Origin of the sequence: Polyangium fumosum (assembly GCF_005144585.1) — a bacterium.
Classification (GTDB): domain Bacteria; phylum Myxococcota_A; class Polyangia; order Polyangiales; family Polyangiaceae; genus Polyangium; species Polyangium fumosum.
The window spans coordinates 1-16,008 of sequence record NZ_SSMQ01000007.1; the positions used below are offsets into that span (position 1 = coordinate 1).

Sequence of the window (16,008 nt, forward strand, 5' to 3'; positions counted from 1 at the left end):
CCGGCTCCGCCCGCGCCCCCCGCGCCCCCCGCGCCGCCGACGCCCGCGCCGCCTGCGACGTCCGTCGCCGCCCCCGCGCCGCCGCAACCAACGGCGGCGGCTGAAAGCGCCGCGCCGAGACCGAGCAGCACCCGCCTGCGCGCGGCTGCATGATCGTCACCCATTCGTCCGGACATGATCGACCTCACCGATTAAAAAAGCCCGAATACCACGATAGACGTTTTCCCCGTCGATGTGCGCCGAAAGCGCCCTCGCGCCGCGTGTTTCCCCGCCCCGGACGCGAGGGCGTGGGCAAGGGCCGCGCACCCGCGGGTGGTACGGGCCCTGCTCCCCGCGCGACTCGTGTTGCTGCCGGACAGCTTCTTCCCGCGGCCTCCTGCAAAGGCGCCGCGCTTGCCTTTCTTTCCGGGACTTTTTGGATCGTCCACCGCGCCCCGACGGGCCCCACGCGGCGGTGGACCATGAAGTTCGATCCGATGCGGAGGACCCTCTCCGCCGCGAACGCTTCCGTGGGGGAAGACGAAGCCGAACGCGCGATGGCGCGGCGCAAGCTCGAACAGACGATCGGCGCGGCGTACCTCGTCGCCATCCTCGCCGCGCTCGTCATCGGCGGCGTGGCGAGCTTCGCCCTGCAATCGGTGATCGCGAGCCAGGACCGCGTGGAGGAGATCTACGGCGCGGAGCTGCTCGAAGTGGAGGGGCTGCGCGCCGGCGCGATGGAGAAATCCTCGCAAGGCCAGGCCTACCTGCTCACCGGGGATCCCGAGATGCTCGAAGAGAGCTACGCCGCGCGGCGCGCGTTCGAAGCGCGGCTCGGCGCGCTGCTCGCGCGCACGGAGGACCCGGCCGAGCGCGCGCGGCTCGAGCGCGTCGCGACCGCGCAGAAGGCGCACCAGGAGGCGCTCGCGCGGGCGTTCGCGTTGCATCGCGCGGGCGGCACGCACGAGGACGTGGGGCGCGTGGTCGCGGCCGAGGTGATCCCGAAGCTCGGCGCGCTCGAAGTGGCGCTCGGCGACTACGAGCTCTTCGTGGACTCACGCCTCGAAGTGGCCCGCGACAGCGCGCGGAGCGCCGCGTCGCGCGCGTCGAGGCTCGTCGTGATCGTCGCGAGCGGCGCCGTCCTGCTCGCCGCATGCCTCGGCGTGCTGCTCACGCGCACGATGCATCGGCTCTACCGCGCGGCCGAGGAGCAACTCGCGCTCTTCGCGCGGGAGGAGCGCGCCCGCGCAGAGGCCGAGGAGGCGCGGCGGAACCTCGCGGAGACCGTCGAGCGGCTCTCGCGGGTGAACGAGGATCTCGACGCGTTCGCCGGCCGCATCGCCCACGATCTGCGCAACCTGCTCACGCCGATCGCGCTCGTGCCGCCGCGGCTCAGGCGCGCGGAGGACAAGGAAGCCACGGAGCGGATCGCAGCGTCACTCGAACGATCGGTGACACGAGCGAACGCGGTGCTCGAAGGCCTGCTCGCGTTCTCACGGTCGAGCCGCCCGGACGGCACGAGCCAGATGGCGTCGGTGCGGGAGGTCGTGGCGCAGGTCGCGGAGGAGCTCGCGCCCGCCGCCGCGGAGGTGCACGCCGAGGTGACGGTCCACGTCGAGGACACGCGCGTCGCCTGCGCGCCCGAGCTCCTGCACGTCGTCGTGCTCAACCTGCTCGGCAACGCGCTCAAGTACATCGCGGGCCGCGAGGAGCGGCGCGTCGCGATCCACGCCGCGGAGGCGGACGGTGGCTTCGTCGAGCTCGCCGTCGAGGACACGGGGCCCGGGATCCCCGAGGGCGCGAAGGAGCGTATCTTCGAGCCGTTCTACCGCGTCCCCGGCGTACGCGCGCCGGGCACCGGGATCGGCCTCGCCACGGTGCGTCGGATCGTGACCGCCCACGAAGGCCGCATCGAGTGCGTGTCCGCGCTCGGCCGAGGGACGACGTTTCGGGTGTGGATGCCGTGTGCGACGGAGCCGACGAGCGTGGTCGCGCGGGAAGACGACGAGCGCGCCGCGGCGGCGGGTCGGGACCTTGGCGCCTAGTACCACTGCGCGAACGGTAGGCCTTGTGTTATTATTTACGTGTGAACCGGACCACGGCGATCCTCCAAGAAGCACTCCGTTCCGCCAGTCTTTCCATCGAAGACCTGGCGATGTGGACCCGGATCGATCTTGACATTCTTCGCGATGCTGAGGCAGGCCGGACACGACTGACGGCTGCCCAGCTCGATCGGGTGGCATGCGCGTTCGGCCTTCGGCTCGACGACCTCCTTGAAGGCCAGGTCGGCTCAGCGCCGATGACGCTCCTTCTGCGCAGCGAAGCGCACGCGGATCGAGCGCTCGACATCCGCAGCGTGCTCACGACGGAGGTCGACCAGGCGCTCGGGGAGTTCCAGCGGGTCGTACGCGACATCGCCGATATCGAGAAGCTGCTCGGGCGCCCTCGCCCCACGTCCCCCACGATCCCCGATCGAACCAATCCCCAGAAACACCATACCGGCGATCATCGAGCCCGCATGGTGCGTGACTACCTGGATTTGGGGTTGTCGCCGATCCGATCCATGCGAGAGGTGGTGGAATCACTGGGCGTGGCGCTCGTCTGGGTGTCAGAGGATCAGGTTGACAGGATTGTAGAAGGAGCTTGTACGCGCGTCCCACGACCCGCGATTCTCGTCAATATCATCGAGGAAGGGAAACGCCCGTGGCGAGCCCGTATCACCATGGCCCATGAGCTCGGCCATATCCTCTTTGATTTGACGGAGCCTGCACGTCAGGTGCTCGTCAGTCCGCACAAAAACTCTCTTCCACCTCCACCGTGGCTCGATGAAATTGAACGAAACGCCAATGCCTTCGCGGCATGCCTGCTCGCGCCCACGGAGGGCGTAAGGGACGTGGTCGTTCCTCTTGATCCTACCTCGGAGGACGCGATTTGCGCGGTAGGCAAGCGCTTCGGTGTCGGTCGAACCGTCGCCATCAATCGTTTGCAGGACGTATTCAAATTGACCGACGTCCAGCGAGCGTCGATGGAGTACCGGCAGCCTCGCAGGTACGACGCCGATTTCAGCGCCGATGCGGCCCCCGCCGAGATCGGGCTGCGCGGAGAGCCATTGCGATCCCTGGTCGCGAGGGCCGTCAGCAGCCGCGCGCTCTCTCCCGATCGCGCGCGAGCCATCCTCGGCATTGCGCGGACGGAGCCACTACCGTTCGTTGGGTTGCCCGCGGAGATGACAGCCCCGTCGGTGTCTGCCGAGCACCAGATGCTCCGCGCCGCGTCCGTCTATCTGGCCCAGACCTATCCCGATGCGGGGCTGGTTCCGGGCGAAGCGAAGAGGAACGAAGCAGGGTGGATCGTGACGGTGTTTGATGGCGGGGTAGGAGCCATCGAGCGCGCACCTCGCGGCCAGCTCATCTTCTCCGAGCAAGCGAAGCTCATCGTGGATGTGGTGTCGCCAGCGCTCACGCCATGAAAGAATGGCACCACGAGCAGACGGCCAGGAATTCGTGCGTCCCGGCATGCATGTGCATCATCCAAAAGTGGCGCGATATCCCACCCACGGAGTCCCTCTTCCACGCTGGTGCGGACAAGAAGGGGCATGACCTCGATCGCGTCTGCACCCTGGGAGCCACCAGGCGCGTAACGCTCGGTCCGACGGAAGAAGCAGATCTCAGGGTGCACATCCTGGATGGAGGTCTGGCCGTGGTCCGAATATCCGGTGTCTATTATGCAGAATGGCAGCGGCGCTCCTACCCTGCACTGACGTCGATGCACGGGGACCTCTTTCCGCCGGGCAAATTTCACAATGCACCATTCCACGCCGTTGTGCTCGTGGGATGCACAAGAGATAGTTTTCAACTCCTCGACCCTTGGTTTCCGCCGACAGGTCAGCCACTGACGATCGATACAATGGATTTCTCGAAGTGCTTCAGCGGCGTCGCCGTGCTCGTGGAGAAGGAAAGAGCCTCGAGACCTTGATACCCTCGGGCCATGCGCCCTCTCGCCGCACTCGCCCTGACGACGCTCCTCGGCGCGGCCTGTCGCCCGGCGGCCACGGAGCACCCCGGCGCACACGCCAACCCCGCCGCGCCCTCTGCCTCCGCGACCGCTCCCGCGAGCGCGGCGCGCGCGGTCGCCCCCGCGCCGCGCCCGTCCATGCGTGACCTGCTCGGCTCCCTCAGCGACGACACCGCGTGCGCCCTGCCGACCTCGGCGCCGCCCACGCCCGCCCTCGCCGGGACGAAGGCGTTCCAGCCGATCGAAGCGTCGTGCGGGAACCTCGACTGCGACGTCGTCGAGAAGACGCCCAAGGGCGCGGACGCGTGTTTCATCTCGAACGAGGCGATCCGCCGCGTGGAGCCGAAGGCCCGCGCCGGGAGCCTCGAACGCAAGCCCGCCTCCGCCGCGTGGGACGGCGTGACGAAGCCGCGGTTCCTCGACCGCATCGACGCGCACGTCCACCTCACGGACGTCGAGCACGCGCAGCTCCGCAAGAACGGGTTCGTCGTGCTCGATCGGCTCCCGTACACCGACTACGCGAACGCGTTCCACGACGTCTTCCAGGAGGAGCTGCCGCTTTACGTGGGGCCGGATCCGATCCTGCACGCCGTCTTCCGCGCGACCGAGGCCTCGCTCGGCCGGATCGAGCGCACGCGCCTCCAGCCTGCGCTCGAGTCGATGCTGAAGAAGCTGCGCAAGGCCCTCGCGGCGAGCGGCGCATCGCTCGACGAGACGACGCGGAAGGACCTCGACGTCTACCTCGCGGTCGCCGCGGCGCACGTGCTTCCGGATCACGAGGACAACACGCCGGTCTCGCTGTTCGGACAGGACGAACAGGTCGAAGCGCTGCTCGCGGCAACGCACGAGAGGCAACTCACGCCCGTCGAGCTCTTCGGCCGCAGCCGGATGATCGACTTCTCCCAGTTCGAGCCACGCGGCCACTACGCCGACACGTTCTTGGATCCCTCGAACGGGACGTGGTGGGAGCCGCGCTCGTACTTCGCCGCCGTCATGTGGCTCTCGCGGCTCGAATGGAACCTCGTCTCGCGCGGCTCACGAAGCTCCCACCCCGACGCCTCGCCCGACCCGCGCGAGACGCCACGCGAGGCCCGCGCCGCGCTCGCGCTCGCCGAGCTGGTGGAGAAGGGCGGCGCGCTCCCCGAGCTCAAGCTCTTCGAGGAGGTGTACAGCGCGTTCGCCGGCCGGCGCGAGGACGTCAGCGTGCCGGATCTCCTGCACCTCATGCAGAAGGGCGGGTTCACCCCGAAGGACCCGGCCGCCCCGGAGAAACTGCGCCTCGTGATCGGCGACGGCTTCCGCCGCACCACGCGTGTCCACTTCATGCCCGAGGGCGTGACGAACCTGCCCGTCATCAGCACGTTGCTCGGCCCTCGCATCGTGCCGGACATCGCGCCGCTCGGCCGCCTCGTCCACGACGCCGTCCCAGGCCGCTCCCACCTCGGCGCGGCCGACGTCGCGTATCTGCTCGGGCACGATCGCGCGGCGACGTACCTGAAGAGCGACCTCGACCGCTTCCCCGCGCTGCGCTCTGCGCTCGACACGGCCCGCGCGGAGCTCGCCACGGGCGCCGAGAAGGGCCGCGACGTCCAGGCGAGCTTCCTCCGCGCGATCCTCGCGTTGCGCAAGGATCCCGAGGGCGCCCGCCCCTCGTTCATGGGCAAGGACGGCTACGCCGATCTGCGGCTCGGCTCCGCGCTCGTCGGGTACGCGCAGCTCCGGCACACGTTCGTGCTGCTCGCGGGCCAGGGGTACGACGCGTACGGCTGCGAGATCCCCGACGCGTACGTCGAGCCGCTCGTGCCCTTCTACGACGCGCTCGTCGCCCACGTCGAGGGCCTGCGCAAGATCACGGGCGGCGGCTTCGACGGCCTCCTCCGCGTGCTCGGCACGCTCCGCGGCATCGCCCGCACCGAGCTGACGCGCGGCGCGCCGACGAAGGAGCAAGCCACCTGGCTCGCGATGGTCGCCGAGTACATCCCCCAGGGCGGCTACGCCGACAGCGGCGAGCCGCCCAAGTGGACCGGCTGGTACTTCGACATGTTCGAGGACCGGGAGATCGGCGCGACGCGCACGGCCGACCTCGTCGCGGACTCTTTCACCCTGACGAACGCCGGGCAGGTGGCCTACCTCGGCGCCGACGGCCCGCGGCTCGGCGTGTTCGTCGTCGACGCGGGCGGCGCGCCCCGCGCGATGGTCGGCCCTGTCGCGCGGGGCTACGAGATCCACGCGCCGATCGAGAAGCGGCTCGACGACCAGGCAGCCCGGACCCACCTGGACAAACGGGCCCCGTGGCGAGAGAGCTTCGCCCCGGCGCCCGTCCCCGATCCCGCGATCGGCCTAGCCGGCAGGACCGTCTCTTGCGTGCGTGACGGCACGCTCGAGGTGCGCCTGGTCCTCGCGAGCGACCGCGCGCTCGGCCCGGTCACCGTCACCTTGCTCGACCACCACGGCGATCCCCTCGCCCCAGGGCTCACCCTGGACGTCGGCGAGGGTTTTTCCGTGTACCCGTTCACCTTCCCGGAGGTCCCCTGGCGGCCGTCGACGCGCGGGACGTACGACGACCCCCCGCACCGAGAGAGCCGCTCCCCGCGGAGCCCGGTCGAGGCCCTCGTCGTACGGATCGAGGACCTCGCCCAGACTGGCGCGGGCCAGGGGGCGTTCACGCTCTTCACGAGCCCGAGCGTGTTCAGCGGGAAGGCCTTCAGCGAGGACCTGCCGACCCGCCCACAGGGCACCGAGTTTTCGCTCGGCGCCCCCTAGAGCGCCGACCCGTTCGGCGCTCTGCGAGATCGCGAAGCGAGCTCGCCTCGGGGGGTGAATCGACCGGGCTTTGCCCGGTCGAGAGGGGGACGCGAGGCGTCCCCCTCGGGACGAAAGAAGCCTAGAACATCGAGCGGTTCTTGAACCGATCGATGTTCTAGGGGAGTCGCTTCCATTGCGCACGCTTCTCCAGGATCCAGTGCCATAGGCTCGCGAAGAGCCCCATGAACCACGCAGGGACGAACCTGCGCTGGCGGCGCCGGCCCCTCCGCTGCGCCTCGATCAGGGCGAGCTTCTCGACGAAGCGCGCGCGGGCCTGCTTCACCCGTACGTGCGCGCCGCTCTTTTTGAGCCCCAGCCACCTCGCGATCTCGTGCAGGGACTCGCCCTCCACGTCGTGGCGGAGCAGGATCTCCCGCTCGTCAGCGGGCATGAGGCGCGCGGCCGCCTGCACGAGCGCGATCGTCGCGAGGTACTTCTCCGGGTCCTCCGGCTGCGCGACAGCATCGGCGACCGCCTCCGGGTCGAGCACCTCGTAGGCGTGTCTGTAGAGTTTCCTGAAATTCGAGACCTGCTTGCGACAAACCTCCATGAGCCAGCGTCTCGCTGCCTCATCATTCCGCGGAATCACCGCGGTCCGTCGGTTGGCGACGGTAAAAACAATCTGGACGAGCTCCTCGAGGTCCTCCCCGTGCAGCCCCAGGCCTCCGAGGCGATCGCGCACCTCCGCCAGGAACAGTTCGTAAAGGACCTCGACGCGGGGCTTGTGTTTGGAGCGCGATGGCGTGCGGTGGATAGAGTCTCCCACGCTCGCCCTAATGTGTTGAAAAGGCAGATCGTCCAAAAAATGTTTCGCGACCCCTCAGGGCGGCGACGTTCCGGCCTCCAAACCCGCGTCCGCTGCCCCCGCGTCATCCGGGACACACTGCATCACGGAGAGCTTCATCGCCTTGCCGGCCGGCCGCGCCACGAGCAGCGCCGCCCGCGTCGCCGCCAGCACCTCCCCGTTCCCGAGCACCGGCTCCGGCCGCAGCTCCCCCACGAGCTCGCCCCGCGGCGTCATCGTCCCGATCCGCGTCGCCCCTGACAACGACGAGACGGAAAGCCAGCCCGGCATGAGGTCCGGCACGCCCGCCGAGCTCGGCTCTTCGGTGAGCAGCTTCGCCTCCCCCACCCCGGACAAACGCACCCACACGCTCATGACGCGCCCCCCGCTCGACCCGCTCGGCGTGTCGTCGTCCCGGTACGTCACGACCATCCCCCCGTCCTCGCTCGGCTCGACGTCGAAGGCGAGCGCGTGCCCGTCCTTCGGGGTCACCGCGCGCGGCAGGGCCACCGCCACGCCGTGCTCGTCGAGCGGCACCACCTCGATCCACCGCGGCGCGATCGCCTCCCCCACGAGCCCCGTGTCCTCGTCCTTGGGCTTCCGCGCCGTGCCCACGACCGCATACGCGAGCCAGAGGCCACCCGGCCGGGACGCGAGCCGCGGCGTCTCCGCGTCCTGCTTGGGGGGCGAGACGGGCCGCGGCTCGCCCTTGCCCTTCATCGTCTCCGGGTCGAACGGGGCCAGCATCACCATCGTTTGCTTGCCGTCCTTGCTCACGTCGTCCCAGACCACGACCGCGCCCGCGCCCGACGCGGCGAGGTCCACCGCGAGCGACTCGTCCCGCCCCTCGCTGAGCTCCGGCCCCCACGTGACCTGCTCGCCGCTCACCCGGGCCAGCCGGATCGCGCGCCCGCCCGCGTTCGGCTCGAGCATCGCCGCGAGCACCGAGCCCTTGTACCCGCTCACGGTCGGGGCATCGAAATCCCCGCGGCTGCGCCCGAGGCGCACGAGCTTCCCGCCACGCCCGTCGAAGCCGAGCGTCACGACCATGGCCACGGACCCGCCCTCCCCGTCGCGCAACGCGCCCAGGGCGAACCCGCCGTCGAACGTCGTGCCGCGCCCGAGCTCCACGGCGAACGGCGAGAGCTCGTCGAACTCCTCCTCGTCGTGGGTCGACGTGGGGGGCATCGGCTCCCCTCCAGCGTCCGGCGCCCCAGGCCCCCGCCCTGCATCCGGCGCCTTGGGCGCCTTCGCCGCCTGCGGCTCCCCGACGACGAACGGTTCGGCGGAGACGGCCGTGCACCGGGGCGGCGGAGGTTTGTCCTCGACCAGCGCCGCGTCCGCCTCCCCGGCGTCGACGCCCGGTCGCGCCGCGCCCGGGTCGCCGCGGCTGCCCCAATACCGCACCCCGACGATGACGATCGCGATCACGAAGGCCGCGAGCGCCGCGCCCGCGAGCCCGCTGCCGGCGTCGCGGGGCTCGGTCGGGTCTTTGGGGGAGGGTTTCGGCGGGATTTTCGGAGCGATTTTCGGGGAGATCGGGGGCATGGGGTGGGGTGCGGGAGGAAAAACGTTTTTCAGGACGAGCGACTAGGCATCGATCGGCTCGTCCTCGACCTCGCCGAAGAGCTCGCTGATGTCGAGCTCGACGGCCTCGAAGGGTTCGGCGCGGACGCGTTCACGGACGGGCCATTCTTGGGGCGCCTCGGGGACACCCTCGCGACGCCAGCCGACGTGCCGCCGCTCTTCCTCGGGGATCACGAGCAGGTCCTCGATCGTCGCCGGCTTGCTCTTCCGCGCAGGGGACCCCATGCCCGCCATCTTGCGCCCCTCCTCCGGCCTGCGCAACGCGCCTCGTTCGCCCTCGGTTCTCCCGACGAGACCATGAATTTCTCGCGTCCGAGCCGCCGCGCCCCCTAAAATCCGCGCATGCGTCCTTCGCTTGCTGCGCGCGTCTTCTGCGCGTTCGCCCTTGTCCTCGTGTCGTTCCTGACGTTCGCATCGTGCGGCTCACGGACCGGGGACCTCGATCTCTACGCCACGGGCGGCGGCACGAGCTGCGGCGCGATCGGCGAGAGCTGCGGCCTGCCCGGCGATTGCTGCGAAGGCTTCTCCTGCAACGACGAGATCTGCAAGCCGGAGCAGATCTGCAAGCCCGACGGGCTCGCCTGCGAGACCACCGTCGACTGCTGCAACCTCGACTGCATCAACGGCTTCTGCGGCGGCGTTTCGTGCACACCCAACGGCCTCGCCTGCACCGAGAACGCCGCGTGTTGCGACCTCGACTGCTGGCAGGGCTTCTGCGGCGGCATCGAGTGCAAGCCCGACGGCTTCGCGTGCAAGGGCCCGCAGGACTGCTGCGGCTTCCAGTGTACCAACGGCTTCTGCGGCCCCGCCGTCTGCAAGCCCCAGGGCGCCACCTGCTTCGCCGACGGCGACTGCTGCGGCGGCGGCTGCACGCAAAACGTCTGCGGCTCGGCGTGTCAGCAGGACGGGTTCGTCTGCACGAACCCCTCCCAGTGCTGCTCCGGCCTCTGCACCGAGGGCGTCTGCGGCACGGGCTCCTGCAACCCGAACGGCGCGCCTTGCCAGGTCGCCGCCGAGTGCTGCGCCGGCTTCTGCCCCGGCGGCGTCTGCAGCTTCCAGCAGTGCGGCCCCAACGGCACGGCTTGCGGCTCCCCCTTTGATTGCTGCTCCAACGTCTGCGAGGGCGGCATCTGCGGCGGCGGCCCCTGCAAGGGCGACGGCGCCGCGTGCACCGCGTCGGGCCAGTGCTGCACGGGCTTCTGCGACCCGAAGACGCACCGCTGCGGCTTCGGCCAGTGCCAACCCGACAACACCTCCTGCGAGTTCCACGACCAGTGCTGCTCGGGCTTCTGCGATCCGCAGAGCGAACGCTGCGGCTTCGGCCAGTGCCAGCCCGACGGCAACGTTTGCCAGAACGACTTCGAGTGCTGCGCGGGCTTCTGCAACCCGGAGACCCAGATCTGCGGCTTCGGCCAGTGCCAGCCCGAGGGCTTCTTCTGCCAGAACGACTTCGAGTGCTGCTCGAACAACTGCAACCTCTCGACCTTCTCGTGCGACTTCGGCGGCTGCACGCCCGACGGCCTGTTCTGCGTCAACGACTTCGAGTGCTGCGCGGGCTTCTGTGATCCGCTCTCGAGTAGCTGCGGCATCGGGCAGTGCTTCCCCAACGGCTTCGGCTGCAAGTTCGGGGAGGAGTGCTGCTCCGGCCTCTGCGATCCGGGCGGGTTCTGCACGGTCGGCGAATGCCAGCCCGACGGGTTCTTCTGCGACAACGGCTTCGACTGCTGCTCGGCCTTCTGCGATCCGAACTTCTTCACCTGCGGCTTCAGCCAGTGCCAGCCCGACGGCTTCCCCTGCGACGGGCCCGGTCAGTGCTGCAACGGCACCTGCACGAACGGCCTCTGCGGCGCGGCGCAGTGCAAGCTCGACGGCTTCCCCTGCAACGGGAGCGGCGAGTGCTGCACGAACGTCTGCCAGAACGGCATCTGCGGCGCAGGCTCGTGTTTGCCCACGGGATCGAACTGCGTGAGTGATCCGCAGTGCTGCGTTGGCCTCGCGTGCAACGGCGGCCACTGCGGCGTGCCGCCCGTCGACGCGGGGACGTGCAGCCTCGATCCGGGCGGCACGCCGTGCTCGCAGTGCATCGTGGGGAGCTGCTGCGCGCAGACCGAGAACTGCCTGACGAACCCGCAGTGCGCGTCGAGCCTGAGCTGCTACCAGCGCTGCACCGTCGGCGGCGGCACACCCGCGAGCTGCCAGCAGCAGTGCTGCACCGGCAACCTCTGCACCCAGTGGTCGAACTGCGTCGCGCAGAGCTGCGCCGGCCCCTGCTTCTGATCGCGGCTCCCGCGCGCCGCCGCTAGCGCTTCGACGGCGACGAGCGCGGCGGCGGCGTGGGGAGATCCTCGCCGCGCAGGTGCGCGATCGCCTGCGCCTCGTCGTCGAACACCGGGATCTGGACCCGGCCGGCGCTCGCCTCCTCGCGCGTCCTGCGCATGGCCTGCAGCTTCCCGACCGCGGTCTTCACGAGGATCGCGTTCCGGGAGAAGCCCATGAGGACTTCCATCATCAGCGGGCGGATGATGTCCATCGCCGTGTCGTCGGTCATCATCGGAGCTTCCCGCGTGTCCAGCATCACGCCGACGCCCTTGCGTTCCCGCAGCGGGACGCGGAAGCGAAACTCGCTCGCGAGCCGTTCGAGGATCACGTTCGCGCCGACCACAGCCATCGGCGCCGTGGTCCGTCGCACGCGAATGAACCCCGGTTCCCGCGTGACGATCGCGAACGCGCTGCGGAACAGCTCTTCCATGCCAGCTCGATGGTGGCCTCCCGCGTGAGGCGTCGCAAGGCCGCCTGGCCTCTTCCCGCGACACGCGTCCGATGCTTCCATGCGCGCCGCGCCTCGGCGTAGCCTCGCCTCGTCCACTCGTCATGCGTCCTCGCGCTTCCCTCCTCGTGCTTTGTGCCGCGCTCGTGCTCCTGCTCGTCGGGTGCATGGGCACGCCGACGCCGCTCGCGCCGGGTTTGTCGGGGTCCGTGGGTTTGCCCCACGCGGGCGTGCTCACGGGCGCGACCGCGCTGCCCGAGCGTGGCGCCGGGTATCGGCTGCTGCGCAACACGAGCGCTCGGTACGGCACGCCGCGCCTCGTCGAGACGGTCAAGCGCGCCGCCCGCGAGGTCGCGGCCTTCCGCCCCGGCGCGCCGCTGCTCGTCGGGGATCTCTCGAACCGCCAGGGCGGCTTCCGCAACGGCCATCGCTCGCATCGCACGGGCCGGGACGTCGACCTGCTCCTCTACTGCACGACGCCCGACGGCCGCTCCATCCCGAGCCCTGGGTTCGTCCGGTTCGGGGCGGACGGCCTCGCGGAGACCGAGGACAAGCGCCTGCCGTTCGTCCGGTTCGACACCGAGCGCAACTGGCAGCTCGTGAAGGCGCTCGTCAGCTCGCCCGAGGCCGACGTCGAGTGGCTCTTCCTCGCGCGCTGGCTCGAAGCGCTGCTCATCGAGCATGCGCGGGCGCGGGGCGAGGATCCAGAGATCGTCTGGCGCGCGGAGAACGTCTTGCTCCAGCCGAAGGACAGCGCGCCGCACGACGATCACATCCACCTCCGCGTCGCGTGCGCGCCGACCGAGGCGGTGGCCGGCTGCGAGGGCCGTGGACCTGCGTGGCCGTGGCTCCCGGCGCCGCTCGCGCTCGAGCCGTGGAGCGACGCAGAGGCGCTCGCGGCGCTCCTCGACGATCTCCTCCCGGGCAAGCCCGAGGCGGCGACCGGGACACGATGAACCTCCTCGCGCACGGCGACGCGGCCGACGTCTGCGCCGCGCTCGCGCCGGACGTCTCCTTCGACCTCGTCTACCTCGATCCACCGTACGGCGTGGGCACGTCGATGACGGCGCGTACGGCGCTCGGACAAACCCGGGGCAAGAAACAAGCGTCGGGGGGCCCGGTGGCGTACGAGGATCGTTACGATCCGGAGAGCCTCGTGGCGATGCTCCTGCCGCGGCTCGAGGTGATCCGCGGCAGGATGAGCCGGGGCGCCACGATCTACGTGCACCTCGATCATCGCACCGTGCACGAGGTGAAGGTCGCTTGTGATCGCCTCTTCGGCCGGGGCGCGTTCCTCGGCGAGGTCATCTGGACGCCTGGCAACGGCAGCCGCGGCGCGCGTGGGTTCACGGTCACGCACCAGACGCTCTTGCTCTACGTCCGGGATCCACGGGAGCGCCGGGAGGTCGTCTACAACGCGGGCGACCCGATCCTGCGGGAGCCGTACGCGGCGACGAGCCTGGAGATGCACTTCCGGCATCGGGACGAGGCGGGCCGCCTGTACCGCGAGCGTGTGGTGAATGGCCGGGCGTACCGGTACTACGCGGACGAGGGGCGGCGGCTCGGCAGTGTTTGGACCGACGTGCCGGCGATGGTGGCGAATACGCCGCTGCGCGTCGAAGGGACGGGGTACCCGACGCAGAAGCCGGAGCGGCTCTTGGAGCGCATCATCCGGGCGTCGAGCCGGGAGGGCGCGACGGTGGCGGACCTCATGTGTGGAAGCGGGACCACACTTGTAGCGGCGGCGAAGCTGGGTCGACGGTTCGTGGGTGGTGACGTGAGTCACCTGGCGGTCGACCTTTCTGCGAGACGCCTCACTTCAGAAAAGATTCCGTTTGTCCGCGCGGGCGATGTATCGTTCGCCTGAAAAAAGTTGTGGACGATCGGCTCTCTCAACACACGCAGATTTTGGTGACCGAGCATCCTCACACTACTGGAGGGTGTTGGGTTGACCACACGCGTGATGACGGGGGGGACGGGGGGCTGACGTCGGGGCAGCTTTGAACTGAGGAGAAAGAGCCATGGATTTCGGAAAGAGCTTGCTCCGGGCGCTCCCTTGCGTTGCGGCGCTGGCCGGGCTGACGGGGTGCGGGGTGTCCCCGGGGGATACGTGGATCTATCGGGTTTCGTTCGGGGAGACGGATTCGAACAGCGGGTGCTGGTATCCGGAGACGGATCCGCCGCCGAACAAGGAGAACGATAGCTCGACGCTCCGCGGCACGGGCACGTGGATCGTGTACGCGAGCATCGAGGACAAGATTTACCTCGATACGGGCGCCATTACGCTGGAAGGCGCCGAGTCGGATGAAGGGTTCACGTTCTCCGGCAAGGTGGTCGACGTGGACTTCGACATGGCGGATGGGACCGGATCCAAGCGCACCACGACCGTCACGTCGACGATCAACATCATCACGGATGGGAACGCGATCTCCGGCGAGGCCGTCCAGAAGACCTCGTACGCGTGCTCGGGCTCGACCTGCGGGGACAAGATCCCGAGCTGCACCGAGACAAGCCCGTTCGTCGGCACCTACATCGAGGATGTCGAGCTCAAATACGACATTAGCGGCGGCAGCGCTGCGCCGTCTCCCTAAGGCCAAACAACCGGTGTAGGCGTCAACTTGCTCACCGCGGTGTCATCACCGATCTGACCAAACGTGTTGTCGCCCCAGCATCGAACCCGCCCCCCCGTCAACAACGCACACGACGACGTCGTCGCCAACCCAAGCATCGTTGCCCCCTGCAGACCGATAGCCACTGGCTTTGAGGCATTTGTCTTTGTGCCATTGCCGAGCTGTCCAGTCGCATTCGATCCCCACAGGTAGGCCGTGCCCGCCGCTGTGGCTCCGGTGAAGTTGTAGGCCAGCGCGATAGAATCGGCTCCGGTCACATCGACGGATACTGGCGCTGATGCGTTCAGAAACCCGCCAGTACCAAGCTGACCTACGACATTCAGTCCCCAGCAATAGAGGCCGAGCGGGTTCCTTGCACAGGAGAATTCTCCTCCGCACTGAACTTCGAGCACACCTGCCAAGTTCGAGACGTTGACCGGCGTAGAGCTGTCCGTTGTCGATCCGTTCCCGAGTTGTCCTTGGAAGTTACGCCCCCAGCACTGGACACTTCCGTCTTTCTTGAGAGCACAGGAATGGTTGGCTCCAGCGCAAACCTGCGCGTAACCGGTGCCCACCTGAACCGGCGTAGACAGGTACCCGCCTTGGCTGGTACCGACCTGCCCGTAGTTATTCGAGCCCCAGCAGCGCACACTGCCAACGACATCGACCATGCAGGTATGGCCGTCGCCTACGGATATTTGAGCGATATTCGAGACGCTGGCAACGAGCGTCGGGCTCGCGTTACCGTCCCCCCAGCACGCCACGGTACCGTTTGCCAGAACCGCGCAGGTCCTCGCAAGGTAGCTACCTCCTGACGTCCCCCCGCCATCCACCTGCTTCGCCGTCCCCGGCGCAGGCAAGTTCACCTTCGTCGGCTTCAACTGCGTCTGCAAATTTCCTGCACCCAGCTCCCCTTTTTCACCCCGTCCCCAACAATAAACCTCCCCCCCCTTCAGCACCGCGCAGTGATGATAGTACCCCCCCGCCACGCTGACCGGATCATTACAACTCCCCACCTTGCAAAACGCCGCACACGCATTCCCACACGCGCCACAATGCGCCTTCGTCGTCCCCAAATCCGTCTCGCACCCTGGCGCTGCCGTGCAATCCCCCCACCCCGCGGCGCACGTAGACACGCACGTCCCCATCTCGCAGGCCGCCACCTGGTTCAATCCTGCTTGACAGTCCCCCGCATCCATGCATTCCGGCGGCGCCCCGCCGACCCCTCCACTCCCGCCGACCCCTCCACTCCCACCGACGCCCCCGCTCCCGCCGACCCCTCCACTCCCGCCGGCGCCCCCGGCTCCATCTCCGCCGATCCCTCCGGCCCCGCCGCCACCTCCTCCCGCATCCGGCTCCCAGATCGTCGCCTCCTCCCAGCCGATGATCTGCTTGCACCCGTACCCACTCACCACCACCAGGGCCACCACGCCCGGCATCCACGTCGTCACGCGCGTTCGCAT

General features: G+C 69.1%; 12 protein-coding genes. 7 read left to right on the top strand and 5 right to left on the bottom strand.

What is annotated here, in order from left to right:
• Window positions 1-461 precede the first annotated feature (461 nt).
• The 3 genes from E8A74_RS08685 (at window position 462) to E8A74_RS08695 (ending at window position 6,756) form a co-directional block, all read left to right on the top strand.
• Window positions 462-2,024 carry a sensor histidine kinase gene (locus E8A74_RS08685; RefSeq protein WP_170228968.1) on the top strand — a complete coding sequence of 521 codons (1,563 nt, stop codon included), beginning with the start codon at window positions 462-464 and terminating at the stop codon, window positions 2,022-2,024.
• 41 nt (window positions 2,025-2,065) lie between these two features.
• Window positions 2,066-3,448: a helix-turn-helix domain-containing protein gene (locus E8A74_RS08690; RefSeq protein WP_136928484.1), complete on the top strand. Its 1,383-nt coding sequence runs from the start codon at window positions 2,066-2,068 to the stop codon at window positions 3,446-3,448.
• Between the two features lie 518 nt (window positions 3,449-3,966).
• Entirely contained in the window at window positions 3,967-6,756 is a 2,790-nt protein-coding gene (locus E8A74_RS08695) for a DUF3160 domain-containing protein (RefSeq protein WP_136928485.1), read from the top strand.
• A gap of 157 nt (window positions 6,757-6,913) precedes the next feature.
• Here the strand turns inward: E8A74_RS08695 and E8A74_RS08700 are convergent, their stop codons facing one another.
• The 3 genes from E8A74_RS08700 to E8A74_RS08710 are packed head-to-tail and all read right to left on the bottom strand — an operon-like array spanning window position 6,914 to window position 9,394.
• A complete protein-coding gene (locus E8A74_RS08700) occupies window positions 6,914-7,564 on the bottom strand; it encodes a sigma-70 family RNA polymerase sigma factor (RefSeq protein WP_170228969.1) in 651 nt (216 codons plus the stop codon).
• A 54-nt stretch (window positions 7,565-7,618) separates the two neighbouring features.
• Window positions 7,619-9,130: a hypothetical protein gene (locus tag E8A74_RS08705; RefSeq protein WP_136928487.1), complete on the bottom strand. Its 1,512-nt coding sequence runs from the start codon at window positions 9,128-9,130 to the stop codon at window positions 7,619-7,621.
• 42 nt (window positions 9,131-9,172) lie between these two features.
• Window positions 9,173-9,394 carry a hypothetical protein gene (locus E8A74_RS08710; RefSeq protein ID WP_232379448.1) on the bottom strand — a complete coding sequence of 74 codons (222 nt, stop codon included), beginning with the start codon at window positions 9,392-9,394 and terminating at the stop codon, window positions 9,173-9,175.
• Window positions 9,395-9,511: 117 nt separating this feature from the next.
• On the opposite strand from E8A74_RS08710, the gene E8A74_RS08715 reads away from it, so the two are divergent.
• The gene (locus tag E8A74_RS08715) at window positions 9,512-11,446 is read left to right on the top strand and encodes a hypothetical protein (protein ID WP_136928489.1); all 1,935 of its coding nucleotides are present in this window, start codon (window positions 9,512-9,514) and stop codon (window positions 11,444-11,446) included.
• 22 nt (window positions 11,447-11,468) lie between these two features.
• On the opposite strand, the gene E8A74_RS08720 is transcribed toward E8A74_RS08715, so the two are convergent.
• On the bottom strand, window positions 11,469-11,918 hold the full coding sequence (locus E8A74_RS08720) for a hypothetical protein (protein ID WP_136928490.1): 450 nt from the start codon (window positions 11,916-11,918) through the stop codon (window positions 11,469-11,471).
• A gap of 122 nt (window positions 11,919-12,040) precedes the next feature.
• Here E8A74_RS08720 and E8A74_RS08725 point away from each other — a divergent pair, with 122 nt between their 5' ends.
• From E8A74_RS08725 to E8A74_RS08735, 3 genes are all read left to right on the top strand, one after another.
• A complete protein-coding gene (locus E8A74_RS08725; RefSeq protein WP_136928491.1) occupies window positions 12,041-12,892 on the top strand; it encodes a penicillin-insensitive murein endopeptidase in 852 nt (283 codons plus the stop codon).
• On the top strand, window positions 12,889-13,803 hold the full coding sequence (locus E8A74_RS08730; protein ID WP_136928492.1) for a DNA-methyltransferase: 915 nt from the start codon (window positions 12,889-12,891) through the stop codon (window positions 13,801-13,803). The genes E8A74_RS08725 and E8A74_RS08730 overlap by 4 nt, the downstream gene beginning before the upstream one ends.
• A gap of 154 nt (window positions 13,804-13,957) precedes the next feature.
• Window positions 13,958-14,527 (top strand): hypothetical protein, encoded by a 570-nt coding sequence (locus E8A74_RS08735; protein WP_136928493.1) that lies wholly within the window; start codon window positions 13,958-13,960, stop codon window positions 14,525-14,527.
• On the opposite strand, the gene E8A74_RS55970 is transcribed toward E8A74_RS08735, so the two are convergent.
• Entirely contained in the window at window positions 14,524-16,008 is a 1,485-nt protein-coding gene (locus E8A74_RS55970; protein ID WP_136928494.1) for an RCC1 domain-containing protein, read from the bottom strand. The genes E8A74_RS08735 and E8A74_RS55970 overlap by 4 nt on opposite strands.